Annotated in this window: 25 protein-coding genes; 5 read left to right on the top strand and 20 right to left on the bottom strand. The window is 69.0% G+C overall.

Annotated features, from left to right (window positions below; translation table 11 throughout):
* Positions 1–27: 27 nt before the first annotated feature.
* From QN152_04095 to QN152_04190, 20 genes are all read right to left on the bottom strand, one after another.
* Positions 28–975 carry a hypothetical protein gene (locus QN152_04095; protein MDR7538696.1) on the bottom strand — a complete coding sequence of 316 codons (948 nt, stop codon included), beginning with the start codon at positions 973–975 and terminating at the stop codon, positions 28–30.
* Complete coding sequence (locus QN152_04100) at positions 972–2,174, bottom strand: M20/M25/M40 family metallo-hydrolase (GenBank protein MDR7538697.1); 1,203 nt, start codon at positions 2,172–2,174, stop codon at positions 972–974. Before QN152_04100 ends, QN152_04095 begins: the two co-directional genes overlap by 4 nt.
* Before the next feature lie 9 nt (positions 2,175–2,183).
* Positions 2,184–3,383 (bottom strand): M20/M25/M40 family metallo-hydrolase, encoded by a 1,200-nt coding sequence (locus tag QN152_04105; GenBank protein ID MDR7538698.1) that lies wholly within the window; start codon positions 3,381–3,383, stop codon positions 2,184–2,186.
* A gap of 11 nt (positions 3,384–3,394) precedes the next feature.
* Entirely contained in the window at positions 3,395–4,291 is an 897-nt protein-coding gene (locus QN152_04110) for an ABC transporter permease (protein ID MDR7538699.1), read from the bottom strand.
* A gap of 10 nt (positions 4,292–4,301) precedes the next feature.
* Positions 4,302–5,222 (bottom strand): ABC transporter permease, encoded by a 921-nt coding sequence (locus QN152_04115; GenBank protein MDR7538700.1) that lies wholly within the window; start codon positions 5,220–5,222, stop codon positions 4,302–4,304.
* A 7-nt stretch (positions 5,223–5,229) separates the two neighbouring features.
* The gene (locus QN152_04120; GenBank protein MDR7538701.1) at positions 5,230–6,795 is read right to left on the bottom strand and encodes an ABC transporter substrate-binding protein; all 1,566 of its coding nucleotides are present in this window, start codon (positions 6,793–6,795) and stop codon (positions 5,230–5,232) included.
* 57 nt (positions 6,796–6,852) lie between these two features.
* Positions 6,853–7,437 carry an Lrp/AsnC family transcriptional regulator gene (locus QN152_04125; GenBank protein ID MDR7538702.1) on the bottom strand — a complete coding sequence of 195 codons (585 nt, stop codon included), beginning with the start codon at positions 7,435–7,437 and terminating at the stop codon, positions 6,853–6,855.
* A gap of 235 nt (positions 7,438–7,672) precedes the next feature.
* Complete coding sequence (locus tag QN152_04130; GenBank protein ID MDR7538703.1) at positions 7,673–8,137, bottom strand: DinB family protein; 465 nt, start codon at positions 8,135–8,137, stop codon at positions 7,673–7,675.
* A 40-nt stretch (positions 8,138–8,177) separates the two neighbouring features.
* A complete protein-coding gene (locus QN152_04135) occupies positions 8,178–8,915 on the bottom strand; it encodes a 3-oxoacyl-ACP reductase family protein (protein MDR7538704.1) in 738 nt (245 codons plus the stop codon).
* A gap of 21 nt (positions 8,916–8,936) precedes the next feature.
* Positions 8,937–10,316, bottom strand: coding sequence for an MmgE/PrpD family protein (locus tag QN152_04140; GenBank protein MDR7538705.1), 1,380 nt, complete (start codon positions 10,314–10,316; stop codon positions 8,937–8,939).
* A complete protein-coding gene (locus QN152_04145; protein ID MDR7538706.1) occupies positions 10,313–11,353 on the bottom strand; it encodes an ABC transporter ATP-binding protein in 1,041 nt (346 codons plus the stop codon). Before QN152_04145 ends, QN152_04140 begins: the two co-directional genes overlap by 4 nt.
* Positions 11,350–12,387: an ABC transporter ATP-binding protein gene (locus QN152_04150; GenBank protein MDR7538707.1), complete on the bottom strand. Its 1,038-nt coding sequence runs from the start codon at positions 12,385–12,387 to the stop codon at positions 11,350–11,352. The genes QN152_04145 and QN152_04150 overlap by 4 nt, the downstream gene beginning before the upstream one ends.
* Complete coding sequence (locus tag QN152_04155; protein ID MDR7538708.1) at positions 12,384–13,319, bottom strand: ABC transporter permease; 936 nt, start codon at positions 13,317–13,319, stop codon at positions 12,384–12,386. The genes QN152_04150 and QN152_04155 overlap by 4 nt, the downstream gene beginning before the upstream one ends.
* 2 nt (positions 13,320–13,321) lie before the next feature.
* The gene (locus QN152_04160; protein ID MDR7538709.1) at positions 13,322–14,296 is read right to left on the bottom strand and encodes an ABC transporter permease; all 975 of its coding nucleotides are present in this window, start codon (positions 14,294–14,296) and stop codon (positions 13,322–13,324) included.
* Positions 14,297–14,308: 12 nt separating this feature from the next.
* Positions 14,309–15,517, bottom strand: a complete 1,209-nt coding sequence (locus QN152_04165) for a Xaa-Pro peptidase family protein (GenBank protein ID MDR7538710.1) — start codon at positions 15,515–15,517, stop codon at positions 14,309–14,311.
* Positions 15,518–15,595: 78 nt separating this feature from the next.
* Positions 15,596–17,212 (bottom strand): ABC transporter substrate-binding protein, encoded by a 1,617-nt coding sequence (locus QN152_04170; protein MDR7538711.1) that lies wholly within the window; start codon positions 17,210–17,212, stop codon positions 15,596–15,598.
* 47 nt (positions 17,213–17,259) lie between these two features.
* Positions 17,260–18,285, bottom strand: a complete 1,026-nt coding sequence (locus QN152_04175) for an LLM class flavin-dependent oxidoreductase (GenBank protein ID MDR7538712.1) — start codon at positions 18,283–18,285, stop codon at positions 17,260–17,262.
* Positions 18,285–19,421, bottom strand: coding sequence for an enolase C-terminal domain-like protein (locus QN152_04180; protein ID MDR7538713.1), 1,137 nt, complete (start codon positions 19,419–19,421; stop codon positions 18,285–18,287). The genes QN152_04175 and QN152_04180 overlap by 1 nt, the downstream gene beginning before the upstream one ends.
* Before the next feature lie 20 nt (positions 19,422–19,441).
* Entirely contained in the window at positions 19,442–20,494 is a 1,053-nt protein-coding gene (locus tag QN152_04185; protein MDR7538714.1) for an NAD/NADP octopine/nopaline dehydrogenase family protein, read from the bottom strand.
* 15 nt (positions 20,495–20,509) lie between these two features.
* Complete coding sequence (locus QN152_04190) at positions 20,510–21,364, bottom strand: IclR family transcriptional regulator (protein MDR7538715.1); 855 nt, start codon at positions 21,362–21,364, stop codon at positions 20,510–20,512.
* A gap of 198 nt (positions 21,365–21,562) precedes the next feature.
* On the opposite strand from QN152_04190, the gene QN152_04195 reads away from it, so the two are divergent.
* Genes QN152_04195 through QN152_04215 form a run of 5 tightly spaced genes read left to right on the top strand, consistent with a single transcriptional unit; the run spans position 21,563 to position 26,685 of the window.
* Positions 21,563–22,654 carry an aminotransferase class V-fold PLP-dependent enzyme gene (locus QN152_04195; GenBank protein MDR7538716.1) on the top strand — a complete coding sequence of 364 codons (1,092 nt, stop codon included), beginning with the start codon at positions 21,563–21,565 and terminating at the stop codon, positions 22,652–22,654.
* Positions 22,655–22,673: 19 nt separating this feature from the next.
* On the top strand, positions 22,674–23,693 hold the full coding sequence (locus QN152_04200; protein MDR7538717.1) for a hypothetical protein: 1,020 nt from the start codon (positions 22,674–22,676) through the stop codon (positions 23,691–23,693).
* A gap of 10 nt (positions 23,694–23,703) precedes the next feature.
* Positions 23,704–24,801 (top strand): Xaa-Pro peptidase family protein, encoded by a 1,098-nt coding sequence (locus QN152_04205; GenBank protein ID MDR7538718.1) that lies wholly within the window; start codon positions 23,704–23,706, stop codon positions 24,799–24,801.
* 24 nt (positions 24,802–24,825) lie between these two features.
* Positions 24,826–25,704 (top strand): ABC transporter permease, encoded by an 879-nt coding sequence (locus tag QN152_04210; protein ID MDR7538719.1) that lies wholly within the window; start codon positions 24,826–24,828, stop codon positions 25,702–25,704.
* Positions 25,705–25,764: 60 nt separating this feature from the next.
* Positions 25,765–26,685 (top strand): ABC transporter permease, encoded by a 921-nt coding sequence (locus QN152_04215; GenBank protein ID MDR7538720.1) that lies wholly within the window; start codon positions 25,765–25,767, stop codon positions 26,683–26,685.
* Position 26,686: the final 1 nt, after the last annotated feature.

The following is a 26,686-nucleotide window of genomic DNA, read 5'->3' on the forward strand; positions in this document are numbered from 1 at the left end:
GCGGCACCCCTCCTTTACGCTTTCTGTTCAGAGCTCCAGCCTGCCGTCACGTACAATCACCCTCGTGTCCAGCCGCACCGTGGGCTCCCGCATGGCGGCGTCCCGGTGGGTGCCCTCTGTGATTTCCCCGCCCAGGTGCGTGTTTTGCCCCAAGCCCACGTGGGCCGAGCCGGCCACCCGCTCGTCTTCCACCAGGCGGCCGCAGTAGCGGGCGAAGGGGTTGGTGCCGATGCCTAGCTCGGCCACCACTCGGGCGCCCGGCGGTTCCACAGCCCACTGCGCCTCCAGCCAGCGGGCGGCCTTGCCTTCGGAGATGGCGGCCACCCGGCCGGCTTCGACCGTGAGCACCGCCGGTTCTTCGACCAGCCCCAGCCCCTCGATGCTGCCGTCCAGCACCAGCCGCCCCTCGGCTGACCCCGGGACCGGGGTGACAGCCACCACGCCCGCGGGCAGCCCCGAGGCGGTACCTGGCCGGGTGGCTATTCCGTCCAGGGAGACCACCCGTCGGCCCTGGATGCGGGCACGGATGTCGGTGCCCGCCGGGGTGGAGATGGTCAGGGTAGCCGCGGTGGCAAACGCGGCGGCCACTGCGCGGGTGACCTCCCCCAGCCGGGGGTAGTCTGCCTCCGCCGCCCGCAGCAGCATGGCGTCGGTCACCCCGCACAGGGAGAGCAGGCGCGCTCCCGCCGCCAGCGCCTGCCGCCTCAGGTCGTGGGGGAAGATCCAGGGTGTGCACACAAGGATGGCGTCGGCCCCTTCCAGCGCCGCGCGCACCGCCCGCGGCACCTCTGCCGCGTCCTGCGCCGGCGGCAGCGCCACAACCACGGGCACAGCTCCCGCCTTCCGCACCGCCTGGACGAACCCGGCGTGCAGGCCCAGCGTCTCCTGGTGATCACGCAGGATGAGGACCGCCTCCCCGCGGCGGATGGCCAGGCAGTCTGCCACCACCCTGGCGCAGGCTTCCTGGAGCGTCATCCCGCTCCGGCGCGGCGCAGCGCCGCCAGCGCGTAAACGCGGGCGGCGGCGGCGACGTCCGCCAGGGCCACGTGCTCGTCCACCGCGTGAGCCTGCGCGGTCTCCCCCGGGCCGAAGAGGCAGGCCTCCGTGATGCCCACGCGGTCCTTCCAGTCGGCGATGTCGCCGAAGGAGACGGCGCCCCCAAGCGGCAGCTCCCGGCCAAGCGCCGCTCTGCCGGCCTCCTGCAGGGCGCGGACCAGCCCCCCGCCCGCCGGGAATTCGATGGGCTCGCGCCGCTCCGGGAATTCCAGCCGACGCAGCGCAGCGCCGCTGCGGTCGGCCTCTGCCTGGGCAGCCTCCCGCACCAGTGCCATCACCTCCGCTGTCGTCCGCGGCGGAGCGAAGCGAATATCGAAGACAAGCTCGCAGCGGTCCGGGACGGTGTTGGTCTTTTGCCCGCCGCGGATCGTCCCCACACTGACGGTGTCCCGGCCGAGCAGGGGATGGTTCTGCCGGGGGAGGGCGTAGACCGCCTTGATGATCCGCACGGCCGCCAGGATTGCGTTCACCCCTGCGCCGGACGCGGCGTGGGCACTCTTGCCGGCAACCTCCACCTGTGCCCAGACCCGCCCCCGGCTGGCGCAGCAGATGGTCAGATCGTAGGGCTCTCCGCCGACGTACGGCGCGGGGCGGAGGTAACCATGGGTGGCCATGTAGGTCTCCCCGTTGAACCAGCGGGCCTCCGGCGGATGCCACTCGTCCCCGGCCCAGGCCAGCAGCGCCACCGACCGCACCGGAGCCAGGCCCGCCCGCTTCAGAGCCCGAAGGGCTGCCATCATCGCTGCCAGGCTGCCCTTGCAGTCCGCCGCCCCCCGCCCGAAGAGCACGCCGTCGGCCACCTCGGCAGCGAAGGGGTGGTGACGCCACAGGTGGAGGTCGTAGGCGGGAACGACATCGGTGTGCGCCGAAAAGAGCACGCCCCACTCCGGGCGCTCGCCGGGCAGGAAGGCCAGGACGTTAGGTCGCTCCCACCCCTGGCCGACGTCCCCGGCCACCTCCACCTGCAGCCCCTGAGCGCACAGCTCCTCGGCGACGAAGGTGGCGATGGGAGCAAGACGGCCCGGTGGGTTGACGCTGGGGATCTGCACCAGCCGCCGCAGCAGCCAGAAGAGGTACTCCTCGTCCAAGCAGGCCAGGACGCGGTGAGCAGTCTGCATCTCCCGTCCCTAGCGGGCCACCCCGCAGTAGGCGACGACTGCCGCGGCGTAGATGCGGGCGGCCGCGATCAGGTCGGCCACGGCCACGTGCTCGTTGATGGCGTGCGCCTGCGCCGTCTTCCCCGGGCCAAACAGGCAGGCCTCCCTCAGTCCCACGGCGTCCTTCCAGTCGGCGATGTCCCCAAACGAGAGCGCCCCGCCCAGGGCCAGCTCGCGCCCCGCGGCCTCGCCCCCCGCGCGCAGGGCCGCCACCAGCGGCCCGGCATCAGGGAAGTCGATGGGCTCGCGGCGCTCCGTCACCGCCAGCTCGCGAAGCAGGAAGGTCGAGTCCGCGCGCAGGGCTTCCAAGGCGGCTCGCACCTCCCCCTCAATGTCCCGGGTGCTGCGCGGAGGGCCGAAGCGGATGTCGAAGGTCAGGCGGCAGCTGTCGGGGACGATGTTGGGCTGGACGCCTCCCTCGATGGTGCCCACGTTGATGGTGTCCCGCCCCAGGACCGGGTGTTCGCGAACTTCGATCCCGTAGACAGCGTCGATGACCTTCACCCCGTTGAGGATGGCATTGATGCCCTTGCCTGTGGCGGAGTGGGTGGACTCTCCTCCCACCTCGATGCGGAACCAGACCCGTCCCCGGCTGGCGCAGCAGATGCGCAGGTCGTAGGGCTCGCCGAAGATGCCTGCGTCGGCCCGCAGCCTGCCTGCCTCTGCCAGGTAGGCCAGCCCGTTGAACCAGCGCGCCTGCGGGGGCCGCCACTCGTCCCCGGCCCAGGCGGCCAGCACTACCTTCCCCGCCAGGGGCACCTTTGACCGGACGACGGCGCGCAGCGCCGCCATCATGGCTCCCAGGCTGGCCTTGGTGTCGGCTGCCCCCCGGCCGTAGAGCAGCCCGTCCTCGACGACGGCGGCAAATGGGGGATGACGCCACCGGGTCAGGTCGGCAGGAGGCACCACGTCGGTGTGCGCGGCCAGCAGCAGGACCGGCGAGCCCTCACCCACGGTGGCCAGCACGTTGGGCCGGGACCAACCCTCGCCGCTGTCGCCGTCCACCAGGGGAGACAGCCCGTAGCCGGCGAGCTCCCGGGAGACCACCTCGGCAATCTCCGCAAGCTGCAGCGGAGGGGCGACACTGGGGACCTGGATCAGCCGGCGGGTGAGGTCCAGGGTGTAATCGTCATCGACCTGCCCCAGGACGTGCCGGATGGCGTCTTCCATCTCGTTCCCTCCTACAAACCCAGGCGCGCGGCCATGCGGGGGTCCAGCGCGTCCCGCAGGCCGTCGCCGAAGAGGTTGAAGCCGAGCACGGTGACGAAGATGGCCAGCCCCGGAAAGGCCGTGAGGTGGGGCGCCACCCGCAGGTACAGCCGGCCCTTGCTGAGCATTGCCCCCCACTCCGGCGTTGGGGGCTGCGCTCCCAGCCCCAGGAAGCCCAGAGCCGCTGCGGAGAGGATCGCCGAGGCCACCTGCAGCGTGGACTGGACGATGAGGGGAGAGAGGCAGTTGGGCAGGATGTGCCGCAGGAGGATGCGGGAGTCGTGTGCGCCCAGGGCGCGGGCGGCTTCCACGTACTGCTGCTCCCGGATGGCCAGCACCAGGCCCCGGACCAGGCGGGCGTACACCGGCATCTGGGCGATGCCGATGGCAATCATGGCGTTGTAGAGGCTGGGGCCCATCACCGCCACGATGCAGATGGCCAGCAGCACCGGGGGGAAGGAGAGGAGTACGTCCACGAATCGCATGCACAGCAGGTCCACCCACCCGCCGCGGTAGGTGCCCAGCGCGCCCAACGCGGTGCCCGCGAGCAGGCCGATGCTCACGGAGACAAAGCCCAGGGTGAGGGAGATACGTGCACCGTAGAGGACGCGGCTGAGCAGGTCCCGCCCCAGCTCGTCGGTGCCCAGGGGGTGGGCGCGCGAGGGGGGCTGCAGCATCCGGTTCAGGTCCGCGGCCAGGGGCGGGTGGGGGCTGATGGCCCCGGCGAAGGCGGCGGCGAGTCCCAGGAGGATAAGGATGGCCAGCCCCGCCTTGGCCGCGCGATTGCGCAGGAAGGTGCGCAGCGCGCGGTGCTGCGCCCACCTGGCCCGTGGGACCGTGACACCAAGTGCTAGCATCCGGGTAGCCATCTCCGGGGCCTCATCCGTAGCGGATGCGGGGGTCGAGGAAGGCGTAGAGCACGTCCACCAGGAGGTTGATCAGGGCAAAGGTGGCGGCGAAGAGCAGGACACTGGCCTGGACAATGGGGTAGTCGCGCACCAGGACGGCGTCCACCAGCAGCCGCCCCATCCCCGGCCAGGCGAAGACGCTCTCCACCACCACCGAGCCGCCCAGCAGCGTGCCGAATTGCAGGCCCACGATGGTCACCACGGGAATAAGGGCGTTCTTCAGCGCGTGCCGGTAGGTGACGGCGACCTCGTCCACCCCTTTGGAGCGAGCGGTGCGGATGTAGTCCTGGCCCAAGACCTCCAGCATGCTGGAACGGGTCTGCCGGGCGATGATCCCCGCGGCCACCAGGCCCAGGGTGACCGCGGGGAGCACCAGGTGTCGTGGCGTCCCCATGCCGCTGGCCGGCAGCCACCCCAGGAGGACGCCAAACAGGAAGATGAGCATCAGGCCTGACCAGAACGCCGGCATGGAGACGCCCACCAGCGCCAGAACCATGGCGCCGTTGTCCCACCAGGAATACGGCCGCCGTGCGGAAACGACACCCGCCGTCCCCCCGACGACCAGGGCCACAGCCATGCTGGCGGCGGCGAGGAGCAGGGTAGCCGGGTACCTCCCGGCTATCTCAGCGGCAACCGGAACCCCGGAGGCCACCGACCGGCCCAGGTCGCCGCGCAGCAGGTTGGTCAGGAAGACCGCGTACTGCACAGGAAGGGGACGGTCCAGCCCCCAGGCGCGGCGGACCAGGGCGATATCCTCGGCGGTGGCCCACTGGCTGGCCAGTAGCTCCGCCGGATCGCCGGGGATCAGCCGGATGAGCACGAAGACGATCATGGAGACCCCCAGTAACATGGGCACCATGATCGTCAGCCGACGGGCCAGGTATCGGTGCACGTCGGTCCTAGCGGTCCAGCCAGGTCTTGTGCAGCTCGTCCACCATCTCGGTAACCGAGATGATGAAGTCCTTCACGTCGGCCTTCTTGGCGTGGATCTGCGGCTCCGTGTACAGGAAGATCTGCGGCGCGTCCTCCATGATGATCTCCTGGATCTTGCGCAGGGCGTAAAGCCGCTTCTCCGGGTCGGTGAAGAAACGCTGGGCCAGGACCAGCCGGGTAAGGTCGTCCCGGGCGTAGAACATGTTGTTCAGGCCACCGGGCGCCCAGGACTCCTCCGTGTAGTCCTTCACCGCCAGGTCGGCGTCCAGGGTGGGCAGCCCCCAGCCGATGAAGAACATCTGGACGATGCTCTCCTGGACCCCCTTGCGCAGCACCGCCTGGTAGGCGCCCCACTCCATGCGGATGATCTCCACGCGCACGCCCACCGCCGCCAGGTAGGACTGCACCGCCTCCACCACTTCCGTATCCAGGAGGTAGCGGCCCGGTGCATAGTGCAACGTGGCCCGGAAGCCGTTAGGGTAGCCGGCCTCCGCCAGGAGCTGCCGGGCCCTGGCCGGGTTGTACTCGTAGGTCTTGATGGGGAAGTAACCGTACCCGGTGTGGGGCACCGGTGAGTCGGTGATCTTGGCCAGACCCAGGAAGAGCTTGTCCACGATGGCCTTCTTGTCCACCGCGTAGTTAAGGGCCTGGCGCACCCGCTTGTCCTTGAAGGGGCCCCACTGCACGTTCATGCCCACGAAGATCTTCCGCTGCGGCGGCGGGGTGAGCACGGTGAACCGGGGATTGGCCCGCAGGCGGGCGGCGTCGCGCGGAGGGACATGGTAGATGGCGTCTACCTCGCCGGCCTCCAGGGCCATGACCCGGGCGGCCGTCTCCGGGATGGGCCGCATGACCAGGCCCTCCAGGTACGGGGTCCCGCCCCAGTACTCCTTGTTGGCCGCCAGCCGGACCTCCCGGCCCTTCAGGTGGTGCACGAACTTGAAGGGCCCGGTTCCCATGGGGGCGGTGAAGTAGTTGGCCCCCAGTTTCTTCACCTGGGTGGGGCTGTTGATGGCGATGGGGGCGTAGGCCAGTTGGGCCGGCAGCGGGGCGAAGGGGCCGGCCGTGACGATCTGCACCGTGGTCTCATCCACGGGAACGACGCGGTCGATCATGGTGAAGGCCGGCCGCGCCGGGGCCCGGGTGGCCGGGTCCAGGATACGCTCCACGTTGAACTTCACCGCCTCGGCGTTGAAGGGGGTGCCGTCGTGGAAGCGCACGCCGCGGCGCAGCTTGAACGTCCAGGTCCGGCCGTCCGGGGAGACGGACCAGGACTCGGCCAGCGCCGGCAGCACCTTCCCGCCCTCCGGACTGATCCTGGTCAGCGTCTCGCTCACCTGGAGGATGATCCCCAGGTTGGGGATCCCCGTGGCCAGGGCGGAGTCGAAGATGGGAGGGTCTGTCCCTAACGACAGGACGAGCCAGCCCCCGGGTTTGGGTTTGGCCGCCGCGCCCCACGCGCCCGGCGTGCCTGCCGAAAGCACGAGCAGGGCGACCAGGGCTGCCAGTACCGCCACGTGCGGGTTCTTCATGTTGTCACCTCCTGGTGTCACCTGGTGTTGTCACCTCCTGGCCGGCAAGTCTGTCCGCTAACGCCGTGTCTTCGGCTCAGAGGCTCTCCGTGTGAAGGCGCGCCGTCGCCCGCCGGGGCGGATGGCGCCATCCCGCCTCATCTCGGGACCCACCGGAGGGATTTGCCACTCATAGCTGCGTTTGAGCACATCAAGCTGAAGCGAGGTCTCGGTTTTGCGGATACCCCGGATCCTGGCCAGCTGACGGGTGAGGAAGTGTAGCAGAGCCTGATTTGAGGGGAAGATGGCCTCGATGATGATGTCGTAGGTGCCCGTGGAGTAGCCCACGTAGCGGACCTGGGGCATCGCCACCAGGCGGCGGGCAGCCTCCTCCAGCCGCGGGGGGTCCACCTCGATGCCGATGAGGGCGACGATGGGCAGGCCGATCTTGAAGGGATTGGCCACGGCGGCGATGCGCACAATGCCGTCTGCCAGCATGCGCTCGATGCGCCGCCGGATGGTCCCCTCGGCCAGCCCCAGGCGGCGACCGATCTCGCTGTTGGTCAGCCGGCCATCCTGCTGCAGGTGCAGCAGGATCTGCCGGTCCACTTCGTCGATGGCCCGGGAAAATGGAGACGAATTCCGCAACGATCCGGCCGTCATCCGCCGAATTCCGTCCTTGAGGCCACCCTGCAGTCCGAGTCCCGCCGAGTCAATCGGGCGCAGACCCGATTTTGGGTGGACAGGGCAGCCGCCCTGCAGGCATCGACGCAGACCGGTTCGCGGGGGCGCAGGTGGCCAGGCTCTCGACGAGGTGGGGCAGCCCGCCCGGCTGCAGGGCACACGGTGGGCGGGGGGCGGGCCCTCCCGCGGGCGGTGACGGTGACCCGATGTCCGGCTAGCCGAAAACCCTTCCCTTCCCCAGCAGCGCCCGCAGCGTGGTGATCTTCCCGATGTGGTAGCCGCGGTGGTAGAGGAGGAAGAGCAGCGCCTCACCCGCGGTGGCATAGCTGTGCGTGCCCTCCACCTTCCGGGCCAGGTCCCCTTCCAGCGCCAGCTGCCGCAGGCGGTCGTTCACCCTGTCAAGTACCGGGAGCACCGAGGCCAGCGGAGGGTAGTCGGCTTCGCCGCCGCTGCCGGCGGTGAAGAGGGGCTCGAAGGCAGGAGGCACCTCGACGGCCACCCCGCTACGCACCAGCGCCCGGGCATCCACCAGGGCTATGTGGCCTACCTGCCAGACGATGGGGGCAAGGCCCTGGGGACGGGCCCGCGCATCTTCCTCGCTGATGTCGGTCAGGACTCGATGGATCCGGTGCGCGGTGCCGTCAAGCATCTCTGCCAGCAATCCGCGTGGGTCGATCATGCATTCGCTCCTTCCGCCGCGGCGCGGCCGGGGGGCCGGATCAGCCCATCCACAGCCCGCCGTTGAGGCTGATCGTCTGCCCGGTGATGTATGCGGCGGCGTCGAAAGCCAGGAAGACGACCGCTGCCGCCACCTCCTCAGGGGTCCCGGCGCGCCCCACAGGACGCTCCGCCAGTGCCGCCGGGTCCACCCCCGTCTGGGACAGGAGGTCGGTGGGTATACCCGACGGCGCTACGGCATTTACCGTAATCCCCCAGGGGCCCAGTTCCCGGGCCAGAAACTTCGTCAAGCCCAGCAGCCCCGCCTTCGCCGCGGCGTAGTGAGCCCCGAGGCGGCCGCCGGTCTGTCCGGCGATGGACGAGATGTTGATGATGCGTCCCCATCGCTGAGCCATCATGGTCGGCAGTACCGCCCGCACGCAGAGGAAGGCTCCCTTCAAGTTGACGTCCACCACGCGGTCCCACTCCGCCTCGGTTAGATCGGTAGTGGCGATCCGTGAGGCAGTCCCCGCGCTATTCACCAGAATATCGATGCGACCCATCTGCCGGAGGACAGCCTCCACCATGGACGTTACGCGGGCGCTGTCGGCCACGTCGGCACGGACGGCGATGGCGCGGCGCCCCAGGCCGGTGATCTCGCGGACTGCGGCTTCTGCGCCGTCAATGCTGGTGTGGTAGTTCACCGCCACGTGGGCACCGGCTCGGGCCAACGCCAGCGCCGTGGCCCGGCCGATGCCCCGGCCAGCGCCGGTGACCAGAGCGACGCGTCCGTCAGCCACGGCAGGCCAGGGTCGCAGGCATCAGCCCGGGGCAGGGGTGCGCAGCAGCGCGGTGAGGCTGCGTACAGAGTCCAACTCGGGTAAAGCGTCGATCAGGGCGCCCAGAGCCATAGTCCGATCGCGGCCCAGGGCGGGCTCGCTCAGCAAGTGAAATTTCTCTCGAAGCTCCTCCTCCGTTAGCGGGCGTCCTGGATCGCCTCGAGGGCGGTCCACCCGCGCTTCCAGGCTACGGCCGTCCGTGACCGTTATGGTGACAGCCGCTCCGAGCTGCTGTGGGTAGGCGGCCTCGAAGTCCGGGTCGACCGTGACCCGCACGCGATCTGCCAGCGCCAGGGTGCGGGAATCGGTTAGCCGCTCGGGAGTGAAGGCATCGGGCCCGAGGCGGCCATCCAGCAGCATGACGGCAACCGTGTACGGCACGCTGAACTGAGCATCGGTAGGGCTGCGGGGGCGGGAGATGTTGTGGTACTCATCCTGCAACAGAGAAAATCCTCTTACCTCCACGCCGCGAACCGCTTCCCCCCGCACGCCGATGGCGAGGAGGTTGCGAATTCCATCGAGAACCGGATGCAGGAAACGGCATGCTGGGTAGGGCTTGAACTGCACCTCCTCGAGCAGGTAGGTCTCGCCCAGACGGTCCGTGAGATGAGCGATACGTGGCGTGGCCGCGGCGCCCATCTCCCAGAACCCCATGGTGCCGTCGAAGATTTGGGCCGGGCCGGTGAAGCCGCGCTGCGCCAGGCGCGCCGCCAGAATGGCGCTGTGCACCGTCCACCCGTACGCGGACTTGACCATCGAGCGCCCCTGCTCCGCCAGCGCGCGGTCTTTGCGCCCAAGCGGCACCGGCGCCGTGGCTCCCGCCAGGCCCAGCGCGGCGTTCACCTTCTGCGGGGGGAGCGCGAGGAGCTTCGCCGCCGCCGCGGCCGCTCCGTAGGTCTGCAGCGTCCCCAAATCCCACATGGCCGTGTACCGGGGGATCAGCGGCCGGGCACAGGCCACGACCCGCGCGGAGACCTCATAGCCTGCCACCAGTGCGGCCAGCAGAGCGGACCCGTCGGCCCCAACCGCCTCCCCCAGCGCCAGCACCGTGGGGACCACTGTAGCTCCGGGGTGGCCAAAGAGGGTATCGTCAAAGTCCAGGGCGTTGGCCATGGTGGCGTGAGCAAAGGCGGTCAGCGGCGCGGGCAGCCGGCTTTGGCTGAGGACGAGGGTGGCCTCCGGCGCTCCGCCCATCTCCCGCGCCAGGGCGGCAGCGTAGCGCCCCGGCTCGGTGCCCGCACCGCCGAGGATGCAGCCCAGGGTGTCCTGTAGGCAGCGCCGCGCCACCGCTATCACCGTCGGCGAGAGTGTGGCGACGGAGAGCTCGTGGACGAATGCGGCGATTCGATCCGTGGCGGTCATACGGACACCTGGGTACGGCCCTGTGGCGTGGCGAAATGGCATGCGGCGAGGACTCCCGGGACCACCGGACGCAGCGGGGGCCTCTCGGCCCGACAACGCTCCACGGCGTGCGGGCAGCGCGGCGCGAAGACACATCCACGTTCATGCGTCCCCGTCTCCGGCTCGCCGCGCACGGGCACCTCGCCCAATGGCTGGTCGGGGTCGGCCAGAGGAGCAGCTGCCAAGAGCGCCTGGGTGTAGGGGTGGCGCGGACGGCGCACCAGTTCTTCCGCGGCGCCCTGCTCCATGATATGGCCCAGGTAGAGGACGATGATCTCGTCGCAGAGGTAACGCACCGTGGCCAGGTCATGGGAGATGAACAGAATGGCCAGACCGCGGCGCTTTCGCAGGTCCGCCAGGAGGTTGAGGATGCCGGAGCGGACAGAGACGTCCAGCATGGAGACGGGCTCGTCCGCCACCAGGAAGTCGGGATCCACAACCACGGCGCGAGCGATGGCTACCCGCTGCCGCTGCCCGCCAGAGAGCTCGTGGGGGTAGCGGAGAAGAAAGTCTTCCGCGGGGCGCAGGCCGCAATCCGTGAGCGCCTGCACCACGGCGTCGCGGCGCGCCCGTCGGGGCACTCCCTGGATGACCAGTGGCTCCTCCACCGCGTCCATGACGGTGAAGCGGGGGTTGAGCGATTCGTAGGGATTCTGAAAGATGATTTGCGCCCGGCGCCGGAACTCCCTGGGGCTGCGGCGCAACCAGGCGGAGAGGGGGCGCCCGTCGAAGCACACCTCTCCCCCGGTGGGCTCCTGCAGGCCGACCACCAGTTCCCCCAGCGTGGACTTTCCCGAGCCGCTTTCTCCCACCACGCCGACGATCCGGCCGGGCGGGACGGAGAAGCTTACCCCGGACAGTGCAGTGATACGCCTCCAGGACGCCCCGACGAGCCCGCCACGCAGGAAGAAGTCCTTGTGCAGGTCGCGCACCTCCAGCAGGGACGCCGCACTTGCGCTGGTGGTAGCAGGGTGCTGCGGCCGCTGCATGCTCCTCATGCAGGCACCTGCTCCCAGAGCCGCTCGTCCTCGGCCAGGAGACGCAATGCTGGCGCCTCGGCGGCGCGGTGGCAGGCGGTGAGCCGGCCGTCTTCTCCGGGGAGCAGGGGCGGCGTGATGGTGGCGCAGACCCCCACAGCGAAGGGACAGCGCGGCTGGAACGGGCAGCCACGAACCTCACCCAGCAGCGACGGGGGCGCACCGGGGATGGAGATAAGCCGCCGGGCGCGGCGCAGGTCGGGGAAGGCGTTGCGCAGCCCCATGGTGTAGGGGTGGGCCGGGCGGTGCAGGACCTGCCGCGTGGGTCCCACCTCGACCAGGCGGCCCGCGTACATGACGGCGATACGGTCGCAGGTCTGCGCTACCAGGGAGATGTCGTGGGAGATATAGAGGACGGCCACGCCCAGTGCCCGCCGCAGACGGATCAGCTCCTTCACGATAGCGTGCTGCGTGATGACGTCCAGCGCCGTTGTCGGCTCGTCGGCGATGAGCACCTGCGGCTGCAGGGCCAGGGCCATGGCGATGACCACACGCTGCCGCTGTCCGCCGGAGAGCTGGTGGGGGTAGCTGGTGAAACGGTCCGCGTCCAGCCCCACGGCCTGCAGCAGGGACTCCGCCTGGCGGCGCGCGGCGACGGAGGAGATGGGGCGGTGCGCGCGGATGGCTTCGGCGATCTGGTCACCCACGCGGTGCACCGGGTTTAGGGCATTCATTGAGGACTGGGGCACCAGCGCTATGCGCGCCCAGCGGAGGCGACGCATCTGTTCCTCCCGTAGCCGCAGCAGGTCCGTCCCATCCAGCAGCACCCGGCCGCTGACCTCGGTCTGCGCCGGAAGGATGCGCAGCAGCGCCCGGGCCAGGGTGCTCTTCCCGCAGCCGGATTCCCCGACCACGCCCAGGGCTTCGCCGCGGTGCAGCGCCAGGGAGACGCCGTCGACAGCGGTCAGCGGGCCGGCCGGGGTGAGGTAGCGCACCATCAGGTCGCGCACCTCCAGCAGGGAGCCTGTGGCGCTCGGGTGGGTGGGCGCGCTCATGGCTCGCGCAGCCGGGCCACCGCGGGAGCTGTAGCCACCGCCGTGGCCTCCGGCGCCAGTGGGGCGCGTACCGCCGCGACGGTTCGCAGGCGGGGGTTGGCCAGCTGTTCGTAGGCGCGGCTGAGGAAGAAGATGGCCAGCACCAGCAGCATGATGCACACCCCGGGCGGCACCACCCACCACCAGGCCGCACGAATGGATCCGGTGAGGAAGGCCGTGTGCAGGACTTGCCCCCAGGAGACCAGGCGGGGATCCCCGAAGCCAAGGAAACTTATGCTGGCCTCCGCGGTGATGGCCCACCCCGCCGTAATGGCCACATAGAGGAAGGCCAACGGCAGGATGTTGGGGGTGATGTGGTGTCCAAGGATGCGCAGGTGGCCGGCCCCGGCGGCCCGCGCCGCCTTTACGTAGGGCCGCTCAACCAGGGAGAGGACCTGGGCACGGATGATGCGGGCGGGGGAGCGCCACATGATCAGCGTGATGGCCAGGATGATGTTCCAGATGCTGGGACGGAGAATTCCCACCAGCGCGATGATGAAGGGTTCGAAGGGCAGGGCATAGGCCACATCCACGGCGCGCATCAAGACGTCGTCTACCCAGCCGCGATAGTACCCGGCCACCACCCCGACGGCCGTGCCCACGGTGGTGACCAGGATCGCCGCCAGCAGCCCGACCAGCAGGGCTACACGCGTACCCAGGACCACCTGGCTGAAGATGTCCCGTCCCAGGTTGGTGGTGCCGAACCAGTATTCCCGGGAGGGCGGCTGGAGGAAGGCGACGCGGCCCTGCGGTGTGGTCAGCACCTCTTGCGGATCGTGCGGGGCGATCCAGGGAGCGAAGAGGGCCACCAGGGCAAAGAAGCCCAGAACGAAGAGGCCGAGGGAGGCCAGACGGTCGCGGCGGATGACGGTAAGGTGGGCCCGCCAGTCCATGGTCAGCGCACGGAGACCCTCGGGTCGAGGTAGCCGTACACCAGGTCGGTGAAGAAATTCATCACCACCACCATGGCGCCAAGCAGGAGGAACGCCGCCTGGGCCAGGGGGAAGTCGCGCCGCTGCGTGGCGGCCACGATCTCCAGGCCCAGGCCCGGCCAGGAGAAGACGTACTCGATCACGGCTATCCCGCCGGCGGCCAGGGCGATGTAGATGCTGGCAGCGGTGACCACCGGGAGGAGGGCGTTGCGTGCCGCGTGGTGGAACATGATGCGCCCCTCGGCGAGTCCCTTGGCCCGGGCCAGCTCGATGTAGTCTTCTCCCAGGACCTCCAGCATCGTGTTCCGCAGCAGCAGCAGCGGAAACCCCAGGAAGTAGAGGCCGGAGACTATCGCCGGCTGGACCAGGTGGGTGAGGAAGTCCCAGCTGAGGTACTTGTCCAGGACGCCGCTGGCCACATAGCCAGGGGTACGCAGGCCGGCGTGCGGCAGCCAGTCCAGGGTGAAGGAGAAGAGCATGATGGAGAGCATCCCCGTCCAAAACAGCGGTGCGGAGCGAAAAACCAGGGCCAGCGTCACCCCGCCCAGCTCCAGCCGGGAGCCGCGCCGCCAGGCCAGGAGCATGCCTCCCAGGATGCCCAGGGTGTAGGCAAAGAGGAAGGCCGCCGCAGCCAGGATCACGGTGTTCAGCAGCTTCTCCCGGACGATGCCCATCGCCGGCTGGTGGTAGAAGAATGACCGGCCGAACTCCCCACGCAGCGCATTGCTCAGGAAGTGCAGGTACTGTACCCACAACGGTCGATCCAGGCCGAAGCGCTGCCGCAGCAGCTCGCGCACGTCCGGCGGAAAGGAGGGATCCAGCAGCGCGTACGTCGGGTCGCCAGGCAGGAGGCGGAAGAGGACGAAGGTGATTGTGGCTATGAGCCACAGCGTCAGCAGGCTCTGGGCGAGGCGGCGGATCAGGTACCTGACGCGCATGGGCCGGGAAGGTCAGGCGATCCAGAGGTCCCTGGGGAAGGTGCTGAGTACCTCATGGCCGTCGGCGGTGACAACGACGACGTCCTCCAGGGCGAAGTTGCCGATGCGCCCGTCGGGCCGGTCGCTGAAGATGGGCTCCACGGTGAGCACCATGCCCTCCTCGACCACGGTCTCCCCGTCCATGGCGATAGAGGGAGGCTCGTGCACATCCAGGCCGACGCCGTGTCCCACGCGCTCGATGCGGGCGTGCTCGGCGAAGCCCATCTCCCGGATCACCTCCCAGCAGGCCTCGAAGATAGCCCTGGTAGGGATGCCCGGTCGTATGGCTGCCACCCCTGCTTGCTGCGCCGCCAGCTCGCAGGCGAAGAAGGCGCGCTGCTCGGGCGTGGGATCGCCGATAGCGGCCATGCGCATGAAGTCGGACCAGTAGTCCTTGTAGGTGGCCCCCAGGTCAACGACCACCAGGTCGCCGCGCTGCAGGGGCTTGTCGAACGGCTCCACGTTGATCATGCGGTACTTCAAGCGGCCGGAGCGCACCATGACGAAGCCGGGGCGGTATCCGGTGGCGGCCAGCTCACGGAAGAGGATGCCGGCCAGTTCGCGCTCGCTCATCCCCTCGCGCAGGGCAGCAAAGCCCACCTGGAAAGCCTGGGAGGTGGCCGCACAGGCGCGGCGGATGGCCTCAATCTCCGCGGGAGACTTGACGACGCGAACCTGCCACAGGGCGGGAGCTCCGTCGACGACCTTCATCTGCGGCAGGGCGGCGCGCAGGGCCTCGTAGTCTGCCTGCGGCATGGCCAGGCGGGTGCCGTAGCCCAGCTCCCAGCCCACCCGTGCCGCGGTCAGGTGCAGGTCCTCCAGTGCCCGGCGGATGGCCAGGATGGGGTCGGGGGGTGCTCCCGGCACGCGCACCCCACCCCAGAGTCGGACGTCCTCAATCCAGGAGCTCTCGTAGGCCACGAACTCCAGGGATTCGGGTACCACCAGCGCCGGAGGGCGGCTGTCCGCCGGTACAATCAGCCCCAGAGGACGGTGCTTCGAATCCCAGCCGATGGTCTGCAGCCCGCTGAGGTAGACCACGTTCTCCTTGGCCGTGAGCAGCAGGGCGTCCAGACCCTGCTGGGCCATCACCCGGCGGAGCCGCTCCAGCCGCTGCTGGTATTCCGCGCGGGGAAAAGGAGCGTAGGTGCCCCGCACCTGCGCGGCTTTGGTCTCACTCATCACCATGCCTCCTTCCGACCTCACCTGCCGCACCGCGGGCGAGATGTCCCGGGATACGCGTCCTTGGCCCTGTTGCGGTCAGCGGGCGGGCATGAGCAGTCGGCCCTGCGCGTCCCAGGTGTACCCGGCTTCCCGCAGTAGAGACCGCGCCCGCTCCATGTTGAACTCCGCGTACCGCACGTTCGGATTGTGCCAGAATTCGTTAACCGGGGCGATCATCCCCCGGCCGGGCTCGGCCAGGCCGCGCTGGATGACGTTGACGATGACGTCATAGTTCACCGTGTGGGCCAGCGCGCGGCGGAAGCGCACATCGCTGAAGGGCGGCTTGCGCAGGTTGAAGCCCAGGTAGAAGACGCCGAAATCGGGCCGGCGCACCAGGGCCAGGTGCGGCACCGTCTTGGCCTCCTCAACCTGCTGTGGCAGAAGCCGCCGCTCGTGCATGTCAATCTCACCCTTCTTCAGGGCCAGGAAGAGCGCATCCTGGTTGGCGAACTTCACCAGGATAAAGCCGCGGGCTCGGGGCGCGTTAAAGTGCTTCTCGTAGCGCACCAGCCGCGTCTCTTCGCCGCGGCGCCACAGCTCGAACTTGAAAGGCCCGCTGCCGATGGGCGTGGGGTTGGCCCAGTCCTGGGGGTGCTTCAGCCGCTCCCGTTCCACCACATCTCCCCAGACGTGCCGCGGGATTAGGTAGATCTGGGTGAAGGTGGCCTGGAAGAGCGGGGGAAACGGCTCGGCCAGGCGGAAGCGCAAGAGGGTGGGGCTGAGTATCTCCACCTCTTTGACTGGATCGAGGAAGGGCTTGAACAGGGGGACCGGCCAGCGCTTCTGGTAGTCATAGGAGAACTTCACGTCCTCAGCCGTCACCGGGCGCCCGTCGTGGAAGGTCATCCCGCTGCGCAGCTCTACCTCCACGGTGGTGGGATCCACCTGGCGCCAGCTTCGCGCCGCCCATGGCACCGGTTTCCCAGTAGGGTCCACGCGGGCCAGGGTATCGTAGATCAGGCGCATCACCTCGATGTTGGCGCCGCCCGCCTCCACGAAGGGGTTGGTGGACTCGATGTCGCTCACCCGGCCCACCTTGAGGATCCCGTCACCAGTGAGCGGCGTGGCCTGCACCAGGGTCCAGAAGTTGAAGATCCCGTAACCGATGGTAGGAACGTGGCCGCGGAACTTCTCCTTGTTATAGGCGTGCACCTCGACGGGATGGTAAAGGGTGATGGTAGGGACGTCGCGGGCCAGGATCTCCTGTAGCTTGAAGACAATCTCCCGCCGCTTGCGCACGTCGATCTCCGTCCGCTGCGCCTCCACCAGCCGGTCGTACTCCGGGTTGCGGTAGCCCATGAAGTTCGTGCCGCCGGGGACGTCCTGCGAGGAATGGAAGGGGCGGAAGAGCAGGACGTCGGGGTCGAGCCGCTCCGGCCGGGCGACGAAGCCAGAGATGAAGGCGTGGAAGTCCCAGGGCGGGGTGCTGATGCGCCGACTGAGGGCGGTGAAGTCCATGGGCACGACCTCCACCTCCAGCCCCAGGCGGCGCCAGTTGTTGCTGAGCAGGATGCCGCTCTCGTAACGCACAGGGTCGTAACTTGCGGAGGGAAAGACGAAGGTCAGGTCGGGGACCCGCGTTCCGCTCTGGGCGCGCAGGCTCGCCGGCCAAAGCAGCGGGATCAGCAAGGACAGGATCACCAGCTTGCGCATGACGTTCCTCCTCTCTCACTTGCGGAATACCTCTGGCCGCGTGGGGCTCATGCCCCTACGCGGGGGATGACCTCCTCGGCGATGCGCCGCAGGTTCGTCCGGTGATCGAAGTCGGGAAAGGCGTGGCTGCCGAAGCGTCCGCCTGGCATGAGGACGGCGAGCTGTCCCACCCCGGCCCGGGCCAGGGTCTGTACCCGCTCGGCCACCTCCCCCGGGGGCCCCACGATCGTCAGCGCGTCCGCCAGCGGCGGATCTACGAGAGGTGCTGCCCCCAGGGGTCCCCCGGCGCCATAGGCCTTCTTGAAGGCGGCGATTCGCTCGGCGGAGAGCCCGATGGCCTGCAGCACCTCCGGCGGCGCACCCCCCACGATGTGGGCCACGGTGGGGCGCAGCCGCTCCATGACCTCTGCCTTCCGGTCAGTGACGATGGTGGTAACCCAGCTCACAACTTCCAGGGCCTGCAGCGTGCGGCCGGCGCGCTGCGCCCCCGCGCGTACGTGGTCCAGAGCGAAGCGGAGCCCTGGCTCGCTGACCAGAGCCCCGATGATCACTCCGTCGGCGACCTCTCCGGCGGCCCGCAAGATCTGTGGCCCGCGTGCCGCCAGGTAGACAGGTGCCGGTGGCAGGGACGTTATCTCCAGGGCGACGCCCTGCATGGTCAGCGTGGGGCTGCGATAGTCCACCCGTTCCCCCGCGAGCAGACGCCGGATGGTGACCGTTGCTTCCCGGCAGCGTGCTGCGGCGCGGTCGGTAGGCAGGCCCAGGAGGTCCAGCAGCTCCTTCCGGTTGCCCGCCCCCAGACCCAGGATGAAACGCCCACCCGCCAGCTCGGCCAGCGTGGCGGCGGCACGTGCGGTCATGGCAGGGTGACGGGTGGTAGGATTGGTCACCCCCAGCCCCAGGGTGATGCGCGTGGTGCCCTGGGCGCAGGCGGCCAGCGTGATATAGGGGTCGCGGCAAAAGGTCTGGTCGGGCATCCACCCTACGGAGAAGCCCAGGTCCTCGGCCAGTCGGAAAAGGGTCACCGTCTCCGCAGGCGAACCGGTGGGCAGAGTAGCGAACCCGAAACGCATCAGGCTTCCCCCGCGCGCAGCGTGTACTCCGCGATCGTGTAGCGGCGTACCCTGTCCCAGTCCAGGCTTACCCCCAATCCAGGGCCGGTGGGCACCTGGAGCGCGCCGTCGGTGAAGACCAGCGGGGTCTGCGCCACGTCCTCCTGCAGGAGGAACTGCCCGCCCAGCTCGCACCCATATGTGACCGACGGCGTGCTGGCGGCAAAGTGCAGTCCCGCCGCCGCGCCCACCGGGCCCTCCAGTGCGCCTCCCACATAGGCGGCGATGCCAGCGGCGGCAGCCACGGTGGCCACCTTCTTGCTGTTGAGGATGCCGCCCGGGCTGCAGACATAAATGGAGAGGATCTGGGCGGCGCGGCGTCGGGCGATCTCCAGGGCGTCCTGCACCGTGGTCGCGCTCTCGTCGGCCATGATGGGCAGCTCGGTAGCCCGGCTGACCTCGGCCATCCCATCCAGGTCCCACCAGGCCACCGGCTGCTCGAAGAACTCCACGTCGTAGCGCTCCAGCCGCCGCGCCACGCGAATGGCCGTCTTCACGCTGTAGGCCTGGTTGGCGTCCGCACGCAGGCGCACCCCGGGTCCTACGGCCTCCCGGATGCGGCCCACCATCTCCACGTCCTCGTCGGGCTGGGGGCGGCCCAGCTTGACCTTGATGATCCGCCATCCCCTGGCCACCATCTCCTGCGCCTCCCGCACTCCCGCCTCGAAGTCGGTGATGGGGATGGACCAGGAGAGGGGGACGGCAGCGCGCACCATGCCGCCCAGCAGTACGTGCACAGGTACGCCCAGCGCTTTGCCCGCCAGGTCGAAGACCGCCAGGTTGACCGCGCTCTTAGCCCGCAGGTTCCACGGCACCGCCGCGTCCATGGCCTGCTGGATTGCTTCCACGTCCAGCGGCGAGCGGCCGAAGACCGCCGGGAGCAACCGCTGGCGCAGCATCTCCAGGACCGTGGCCGGGGACTCGCCTTTGAGCGAGACGCCCACCATGTGCGGCGCCTCGCCCAGGCCTTCTAGCCCGTCGTTAGTGGACAGGCGCAGAAGGACGTTCTCCTGGTGGAGGGTGGTGCCGATGGCCATCTTGTGGGCGCGGATCACCGGAATTCTGGTCAGCGTAACCACTGCATGGACGATCTTCATCGGTCTCCTCCGTGGCGCGCTCACCGCCAGCCCGTCTGCAGGAAGACGGGCAGAGTCTTGCGGTCCAGCCCGGCCAGGCCCAGCCGCTCAACCGTCCGTCCCACCGCCCAGTAGTCCACGCCCCGGGCGACGGAGGCCAGCCAGTTCAAGGCGTCGTTGATCGGAGTGGGCACGCCCAGGAGGCGGCCCAGGGACGACATGAAGACGCAACCACAGGGGATGTCCTCGTCGATGTAGCGCCAGTGGATGCGGTCGCGCAGGCCCATAGGCTCGCCCGGGCTGCGGTACACTGCCGGGCTGCTGCCGAACTCATAGTAGAGGTCATCCAGCGACGCCGGTGGCAGCCCCGCCGCTTCCGCCAGGGCCATCCGCTCGGCGTCGTGGGCGTCCATGGCCCGCAGCACCCCCGGGGTCATCCCTTCGTTCATCAGGGAGAGCCGGCCTTCCGCACGCTCGATGGCCGCGTAGTTCAGGATCATCGGCGCCGGGTGGATGATGAAGTTGGGGTTGTTCAGGCCCGTGTCCAGGACGTTGAGGCCGCGGCGCGTCTCGATGATGCCGTCCAGACGGGCCAGCAGCTCGTCGGTGCGCTCAGCCGGAAAGGCGGCGGTGCGCACCCTGGAGGGGAGGCGAATCTTCACCCGGGCGGGGCCAATGATGCGCGCGGACTGCGGCAGGGTCACGGTTTCCCCCAGCAAGGGCAGCGGGTCCATGCCCCCCTCGCGCCAGATCTTGGCCACTTCCAGGGAGCCCGCTGAGCCTGAGGCCAGGACGACGGCCTGCCCTGACCGGATATGGGGTGCGAAGAGTCGGGCGATGTCACCGTGGGCGTTGGCAGTGGTGAAGACGAAGAGCAGGTCGGCCTCGCTGGCCTCCGTTGCATCGGGCGTGATTCGAGCCAGCGGGACGAACCCCTCTCCCCGGTCGCCGGTGATCTCCACCCCACCTCGCGCGGACACTGGCTCCAGGCGGGAGGGCGTCCGACTGAACAGGGTTACGATCAGCCCCTGGCGGCTCAGCACCGCCGCCGCGGCCAGCCCTCCGGCCCCCGCCCCGATCACCGTGACCCGCACCACCGCCTCCCTTCGTCAGACCGGCAGGAGCTGCGCGCCGGGCGGGGCGACCAGCCGGTCCGGGGGCGCGCCCAGGCGGCGGGAGAGCTCGTTTGCCGTTTCGATCACGCGCCGCACGGCCTCGGCGATGGCGTCGTCGCCGTGCAGGTGGCGGGCGAACCCCACGCTCACCGCTGCGACAGTCGTGCCATGGTGGTCACGCACCGGCGCGGCCACGCCTACCATCCCTGCGATGCGCTCCTCTACGTTCAACGCGTATCCAGCCAGCCGCACAGCCTCCAGGTGCTGGCGCAGCCGTTGCGGGTCCACGATTGTGTGTGGCGTGAGGGCGGGCAGCGGATGGCTGATGAGTCGGTCGAGGACGTCGGGGGGTAGGTCGGCCAGCAGGACCTTGCCCGAGGCAGTGGCGTGGGCGGGTCGGCGGTCCCCCACCCGAGCCGTCATCTTCAGGCCCTCCGCCCCCTCGATGGCGGCGATGTAAAGCACCTCCATCCCGTCGAGCACGGCCATGGCGGCGGTATGCCCGCTGCGCCGCATCAGGTCGCGTAGCAGCGGGGTGCCTTCGCGGATGAGGGGCTCTTCGCTCTGGAAGACCCCGGCCAGCTCCATGATTCCGGGGCCCAGGCGGTATCGTCGGGACGACGGGTCCCGCTGCAGCAGGCGCCCATCTTGAAGGGTCAGCAGGATCTTATGCACGACGGCTTTGTGCCATCCAAGCTCCCGGCTCAGCTCGCTGACTGACCGCTCGGGATGGTCCTTTGTGAACGCCTGCAGCACGCGAACTGCCTTTTGAATAGAGTTGATCGTGTATGGGCGCCTGAGTGGCACCCGCACTCGTTGTGACTCTCCAGCCGGGCCCGGGCTGGCCATGGCTGCCCCCCTACCCCCTTCCCTTCATTGACGTGCGGAAGGGGTTAGTTCTAAAATAGGCCCAAACTATCGCTCCTTACAATACAATGTCTCTCTATAGGAGACAAACCAAAGAGGGGGGCGGCCAACCTGAGTGAGCTCATCTCGGGGCGATATCGCCGGCTGAACCCTCCGCAGAGGACGCTCTTCGGGCCCGACTTGAGCAATCCATCCCCGCGAGCCGTTCAGGGGCTCATTGCTTCCATTGAAGGAACGCACGACGCTGATTTCCTCCGGACGGTGGCGGAAGCTCGGGAGCTGGCCGCCGCAGTCTTTCAGCTCACCCAGGGAGAGGTGGCCATCCTGCCCGTATTGGAGGAGGCGGCCGCCGAGATCGTCTGCGGCAGTCTGCTGCCGGTGGCGGCCAGGGTCGTGGTGGGAAGCTGTGGCGCCTACGGAGAACGGCTGGCCTTCGCCGCACGTCGGCTGGGCCACACGGTGACACTGATAGAGGCAGCCCGGGGGGAAGCTGTTGCGCCGTGGACCCTGATCGACGCCGTCCGCTCCCTCCGGCCCGACGCCGTCCTCCTCATGCACGGTGAGGGGAGCACCGGGGTCCTGCAGCCCCTGGATGGTGTGGGGGAGGCCTGCCGTCGGGTAGGCGCGCTGCTGCTGGTGGATGCCTCCTTCACTCTCTCCGGTGTGGACCTGCGCACCACCGCATGGCAGATCGATGCGGCTTGGTCGGGGACGCAGCGCTGCCTCAGCGCCGTCGCCGGGCTTACTGTGGTGGCCCTAGGGCCGCAGGCGCTGGAACGACTGGCGCCCACTCCTTCCTCCGCCCTGCACCTGCGCCGCGCCCTCAGCGGTGACTACGAGACATTCCCCGCTCCGCTGCTTTATGCGCTGGTGGAGGTCCTCCAGCTGTGCAGCGACCAGGGCCTCGCATACCGCTTCGCTCGCCACCGCAACCGGCAGATGGCTCTCATCGCCGGCCTGCAGGCCCTTGGGCTGGAGATTGTGGCCGCGCCCGCGGCCCGCCTTCCCTCGGTGACGGTCGTGCGTGTGCCCGCGGGCGTTGACGGGGAGGCGGTACGGCGCGCGCTGCTGGGCCGCTTCCGGCTGGAGATCGGGGGATCGGTGGACGCAGCATTGGGTCCGGCCTGGCGGATCGGCGTCATGGGGCACTCCGCTGCCCCTGCCAACATCCTGCTGCTGTGCTCCGCGCTGGAGGTGCTCTTGGAGGAACAGGGCTGCCAGGTGCAGCGCGGGGCTGCGGCCCGTGCGGCCCTGGCTGTGCTGGAGTGGTGACCGCAGAAAGGGGGAGAGCATGGTGAAGCTGGCGCTGAGCTACGCCGCCTCAACCCAGCACCTGCCGTACTTCGTGCGGGCACTGGAGAACTGCTCCGTCCGGGATGGCGAGACCGTCCTCATCCACACCGACACTGAGTCCTACCCGCACTATGCCGCGGCTTTCCTGGGGGCAGCGAGGATCAAGAACGCTGATGCCTACCTCCTGGTCCACCCTGTGGACGTTCCGGAGAAGGGGGCGATCAAGGCCTGGCAGGCCGCCGATCTGGTGATCGACCTCTCCAGCGAGCAGCACGCCTACGCCGACATCCTGCGCGAGGCGTTGAGCGCGGGGACGCGTGTGCTGCGGGTGGGGCAGCCCTGGGACGTGATGAAGCGCCTCTTCCCCACCCCGGAGCTGAAGCGTCGCGTGATGGCCGGCGGGGCCATCATGGAACGCGGCACCACCCTGCGCATCACCTCCGAGGCGGGCACGGACCTCACCATCTTCAAAGGCAGGCGCTACACCATGAAGATCTGGGGCGGCGCGGACACCCCCGGGCGCTGGGACATCTGGCCCAGCGGGATGGTCTGCTGCGCCCCTGAGGAGGACAAGGCCGAGGGCACGCTGGTGGTGGACCGCGGAGATGTCCTCCTCAGTATGGCCCACTATGTTGAGGAGCCCATCACCATGCAAGTCCGCGACGGGCTCATCGTAGAGATCTCCGGCAAAGGGAAGGACGCCCACCTGCTCAAGACCTGGCTGGCCAAAAGCGGTCACCCCGATGCCTACCGCATCGCCCACGTGGGCTGGGGCTGCAACGACAAAGCACAGTGGGACCGTCTGGCGATGCACCCGCGCTTTGGGTTTGCCACCCAAGACAACGAGGCCTTCTACGGCAACATGCAGATCGCCTTTGGCTCCAACTACGGCATCTTCCCGGACGGCCGGACCAAGTGCCCTTCGCACATCGACTTCCCCTGTTTGCGCAACTCCTTCTGGGTAGACGACGTGCAGGTGATGGACCGGGGGAAGTTCCTCATCCCGGAGCTGCAATAGACGGTCGGCGATGAGCGAGTATGCCGAGCGCATCCGCCGCGCGACCGCGCAGCTCCGGCAGGCCGGAGCCGACCTGCTGGTCGTCGGGCCGTCCTCCGACCTGATATATCTCACCGGTCTGGTGGGCAACCCCAGCGAGCGGTTCAAAGTCTTGCTGGTCTCCGCCGCAGGGGAGACGGCACTGGTGCTGCCCGCCTTCGAAGTCTCGCTGGTCGACCACTTGCCGGTCCGCCCTGCCCTCTACCCCTGGGAGGAGACCGAAGATCCCCTCCCCGCGTTCCGCCGTGCGGCGCGAGCGCTGGGCGGCGGACGGAGGGTAGCGGTAGGGCCACAGCTCTGGTCCACCTTCCTGCTGCGTCTCCAGGGAGCGCTTCCCGACGCCGCATTCATGGACGGCGGGCCGCTGCTGGCGCCCCTGCGCATAAGGAAGAGCCCCGAGGAGCTGGAGCTGATGCGCACGGCGGCACGCATCGCCGACCAGGCCTACCTGGCATTGCTGCAGCAGCCGCTGGCCGGGCGCACAGAGCGGGAGGTCCTGGCCCTGATTCACGACGGGCTGCGCCGCGCGGGGATGGAACGCCTGGGGGGTGGGATCGTCGGCGCCGGGCCCAACGGCGCCTCGCCGCACTATAAGACCGCCGATCACAAGGTCGTTCCCGGCGATGCGCTGGTTATCGACTTTGGCGGACAGTACCGCAACTACTGGGCGGACATCACGCGGACGCCACACGTCGGCCCTCCGGGCGACGACTTCCGGTTCGTCTACCGCATCGTCCAGGAGGCCCAGCAGGCGGCGCTGGAGGCGGTGCGGCCTGGGGTGTCCTGCGAAGCCATCGACCGCGTGGCCCGGGACCACATCGCCCGCCACGGATTTGGTGAGTTCTTCGTTCACCGGACTGGCCACGGGATTGGGCTGGACGGGCACGAGGAGCCGTACCTGGTCCAGGGCAACTCGACGCCACTGGAGGAGGGGATGACTTTCAGCCTGGAGCCGGGGATCTACCTGCCGGGGCAATTTGGCGTGCGCATCGAGGATATCGTCGCCGTCACCGCCGACGGCGCCGAGCGCCTGAATACCTGCTCCCGGGACCTGACCGTCGTGACGTAGTGGCACGGGAGGGATGGGGGAGCAGTGGTCGCCCAGCCGCTGACGGTTCAGGCGCAACGCCCGGCCGGGGGGAGCGCGCTGGTCTGGCGGCAGTTGCGCCGCAACCGCGCGGCGCTGGCTGGCGGGGTGGTCCTCCTCCTGCTCCTCCTGATGGCCGTCTTCGCCAGCGCGGTCGCCCCGGTCGACCCCATCCTGATCAGGCCGGAGCAGCGGCTGCTCCCACCTTCCCGCACCCATCCCTTCGGGACGGACGAGCTGGGGCGAGATGTCCTCAGCCGGGTCATCTACGGCGCGCGCATCTCACTGACAGTGGGGCTTATCTCGGTCGGCGTGGCCCTGCTGGGCGGCGTGAGCCTGGGGCTACTGTCCGGATACCTCGGTGGGTGGGTGGACACCCTGGTCATGCGTCTGGTCGACGTCCTCCTAGCCTTTCCCGGGATCCTCCTGGCCATCGTTATCGCCGGGACACTGGGCCCTGGGCTGCGCAATGTCATGATTGCCGTCGGCATCTTCTCGGTGCCTACCTATGCCCGGGTGGTGCGGGCCACTACGCTGGCGGTGAAGGAGCAGGAGTACGTAGAAGCCATGCGCGCGCTGGGAGCTTCTGGTGTCCGCATCGTCCTGCGTCACATCTTGCCCAACGTGGTGGCCCCCATCATCGTCCTCTCCACCCTGGGGGTGGCCACGGCCATCCTCTCTGCGGCTGGCCTGAGCTTCGTCGGGCTGGGTGCGCAGCCGCCCACCCCCGAGTGGGGCGCCATGCTCAGCCACGCCCGGCCGTATCTACGCAACGAGTGGTGGATGCCCACCTTTCCCGGGCTGGCCATCATGGTCACCGTGCTGGCCATCAACCTGCTGGGGGACGGGCTGCGCGATGCCCTGGACCCCCGGCTGCGTGCCTGAGACGACCGCACTGAAGGAAGCGCGATGCGGTGATGCTCATGACTGGGCGGTGACCCGACCGTGCATGGCTATCTGCGTCGTCGCGCACTCTTGGGCTTCATCACCGTGCTTGGGGTGTCGGTTGGGGTCTTCCTGATGATCCACCTGGTCCCCGGAGACCCGGTGCTGGTGATGCTCTCGGAGTTTGCCTCACCGGCCGACCAACAGGCCCTGCGCCAGCAGCTCGGGCTGGACCGTCCGCTCTACATCCAGTACTGGCGCTACCTCAGCGGGGCTCTGCGCGGGGACCTGGGGCGCTCTGTGCGCAGCAACCGCCCCGTGGTCAGCGAGATCGCCTGGCGGCTGCCCAACACGCTGCGGCTGGCCGTGGTGGCCACGCTCCTGGCTGCGGCCAGTGGGGGGCTCGTCGGCGTCGCCTCCGCGGTACGGCGGAACACGCTGTGGGACCATGCCACGATGCTGGCGGTGCTCGCTGGCCTCTCCATGCCCAGCTTCTGGCTGGGGCTGATGCTGATGATCATCTTTGCCGTACGCCTGGAGTGGCTGCCGGTGGCCGGGTACGAGGGGTGGCAGTATGTGATCCTGCCGGGGCTCACCCTGGCGGCGGGGCCAGCTGCCGTGCTGGCCCGGCTGACCCGGAGCAGCATGCTGGAGGTGCTTAACCAGGACTTCGTCCGCACAGCCCGGGCCAAGGGCCTGCGCGAGCAGACGGTGGTGGTGAAGCACGCGTTGAAGAACAGCCTGATCCCGGTGGTTACCGTCCTGGGGCTGCAGTTCGGCCACCTGCTGGGCGGTGCCGTTATCACTGAGTCGGTCTTTGCCTGGCCAGGGGTGGGGCGCCTGGTCGTGGAGGCCATCCTGGCCCGTGACTTCCCCGTGGTGCAGGGGACGGTGCTGGTCATCGCGCTGGGTTTTGTGTTGGTCAACCTCATTGTGGACGTGCTCTACGCCTATCTCGACCCGCGGATCCGGCTGACCTGAG

The organism is Armatimonadota bacterium, from assembly GCA_031459715.1.
Classification (GTDB): domain Bacteria; phylum Sysuimicrobiota; class Sysuimicrobiia; order Sysuimicrobiales; family Humicultoraceae; genus Humicultor; species Humicultor tengchongensis.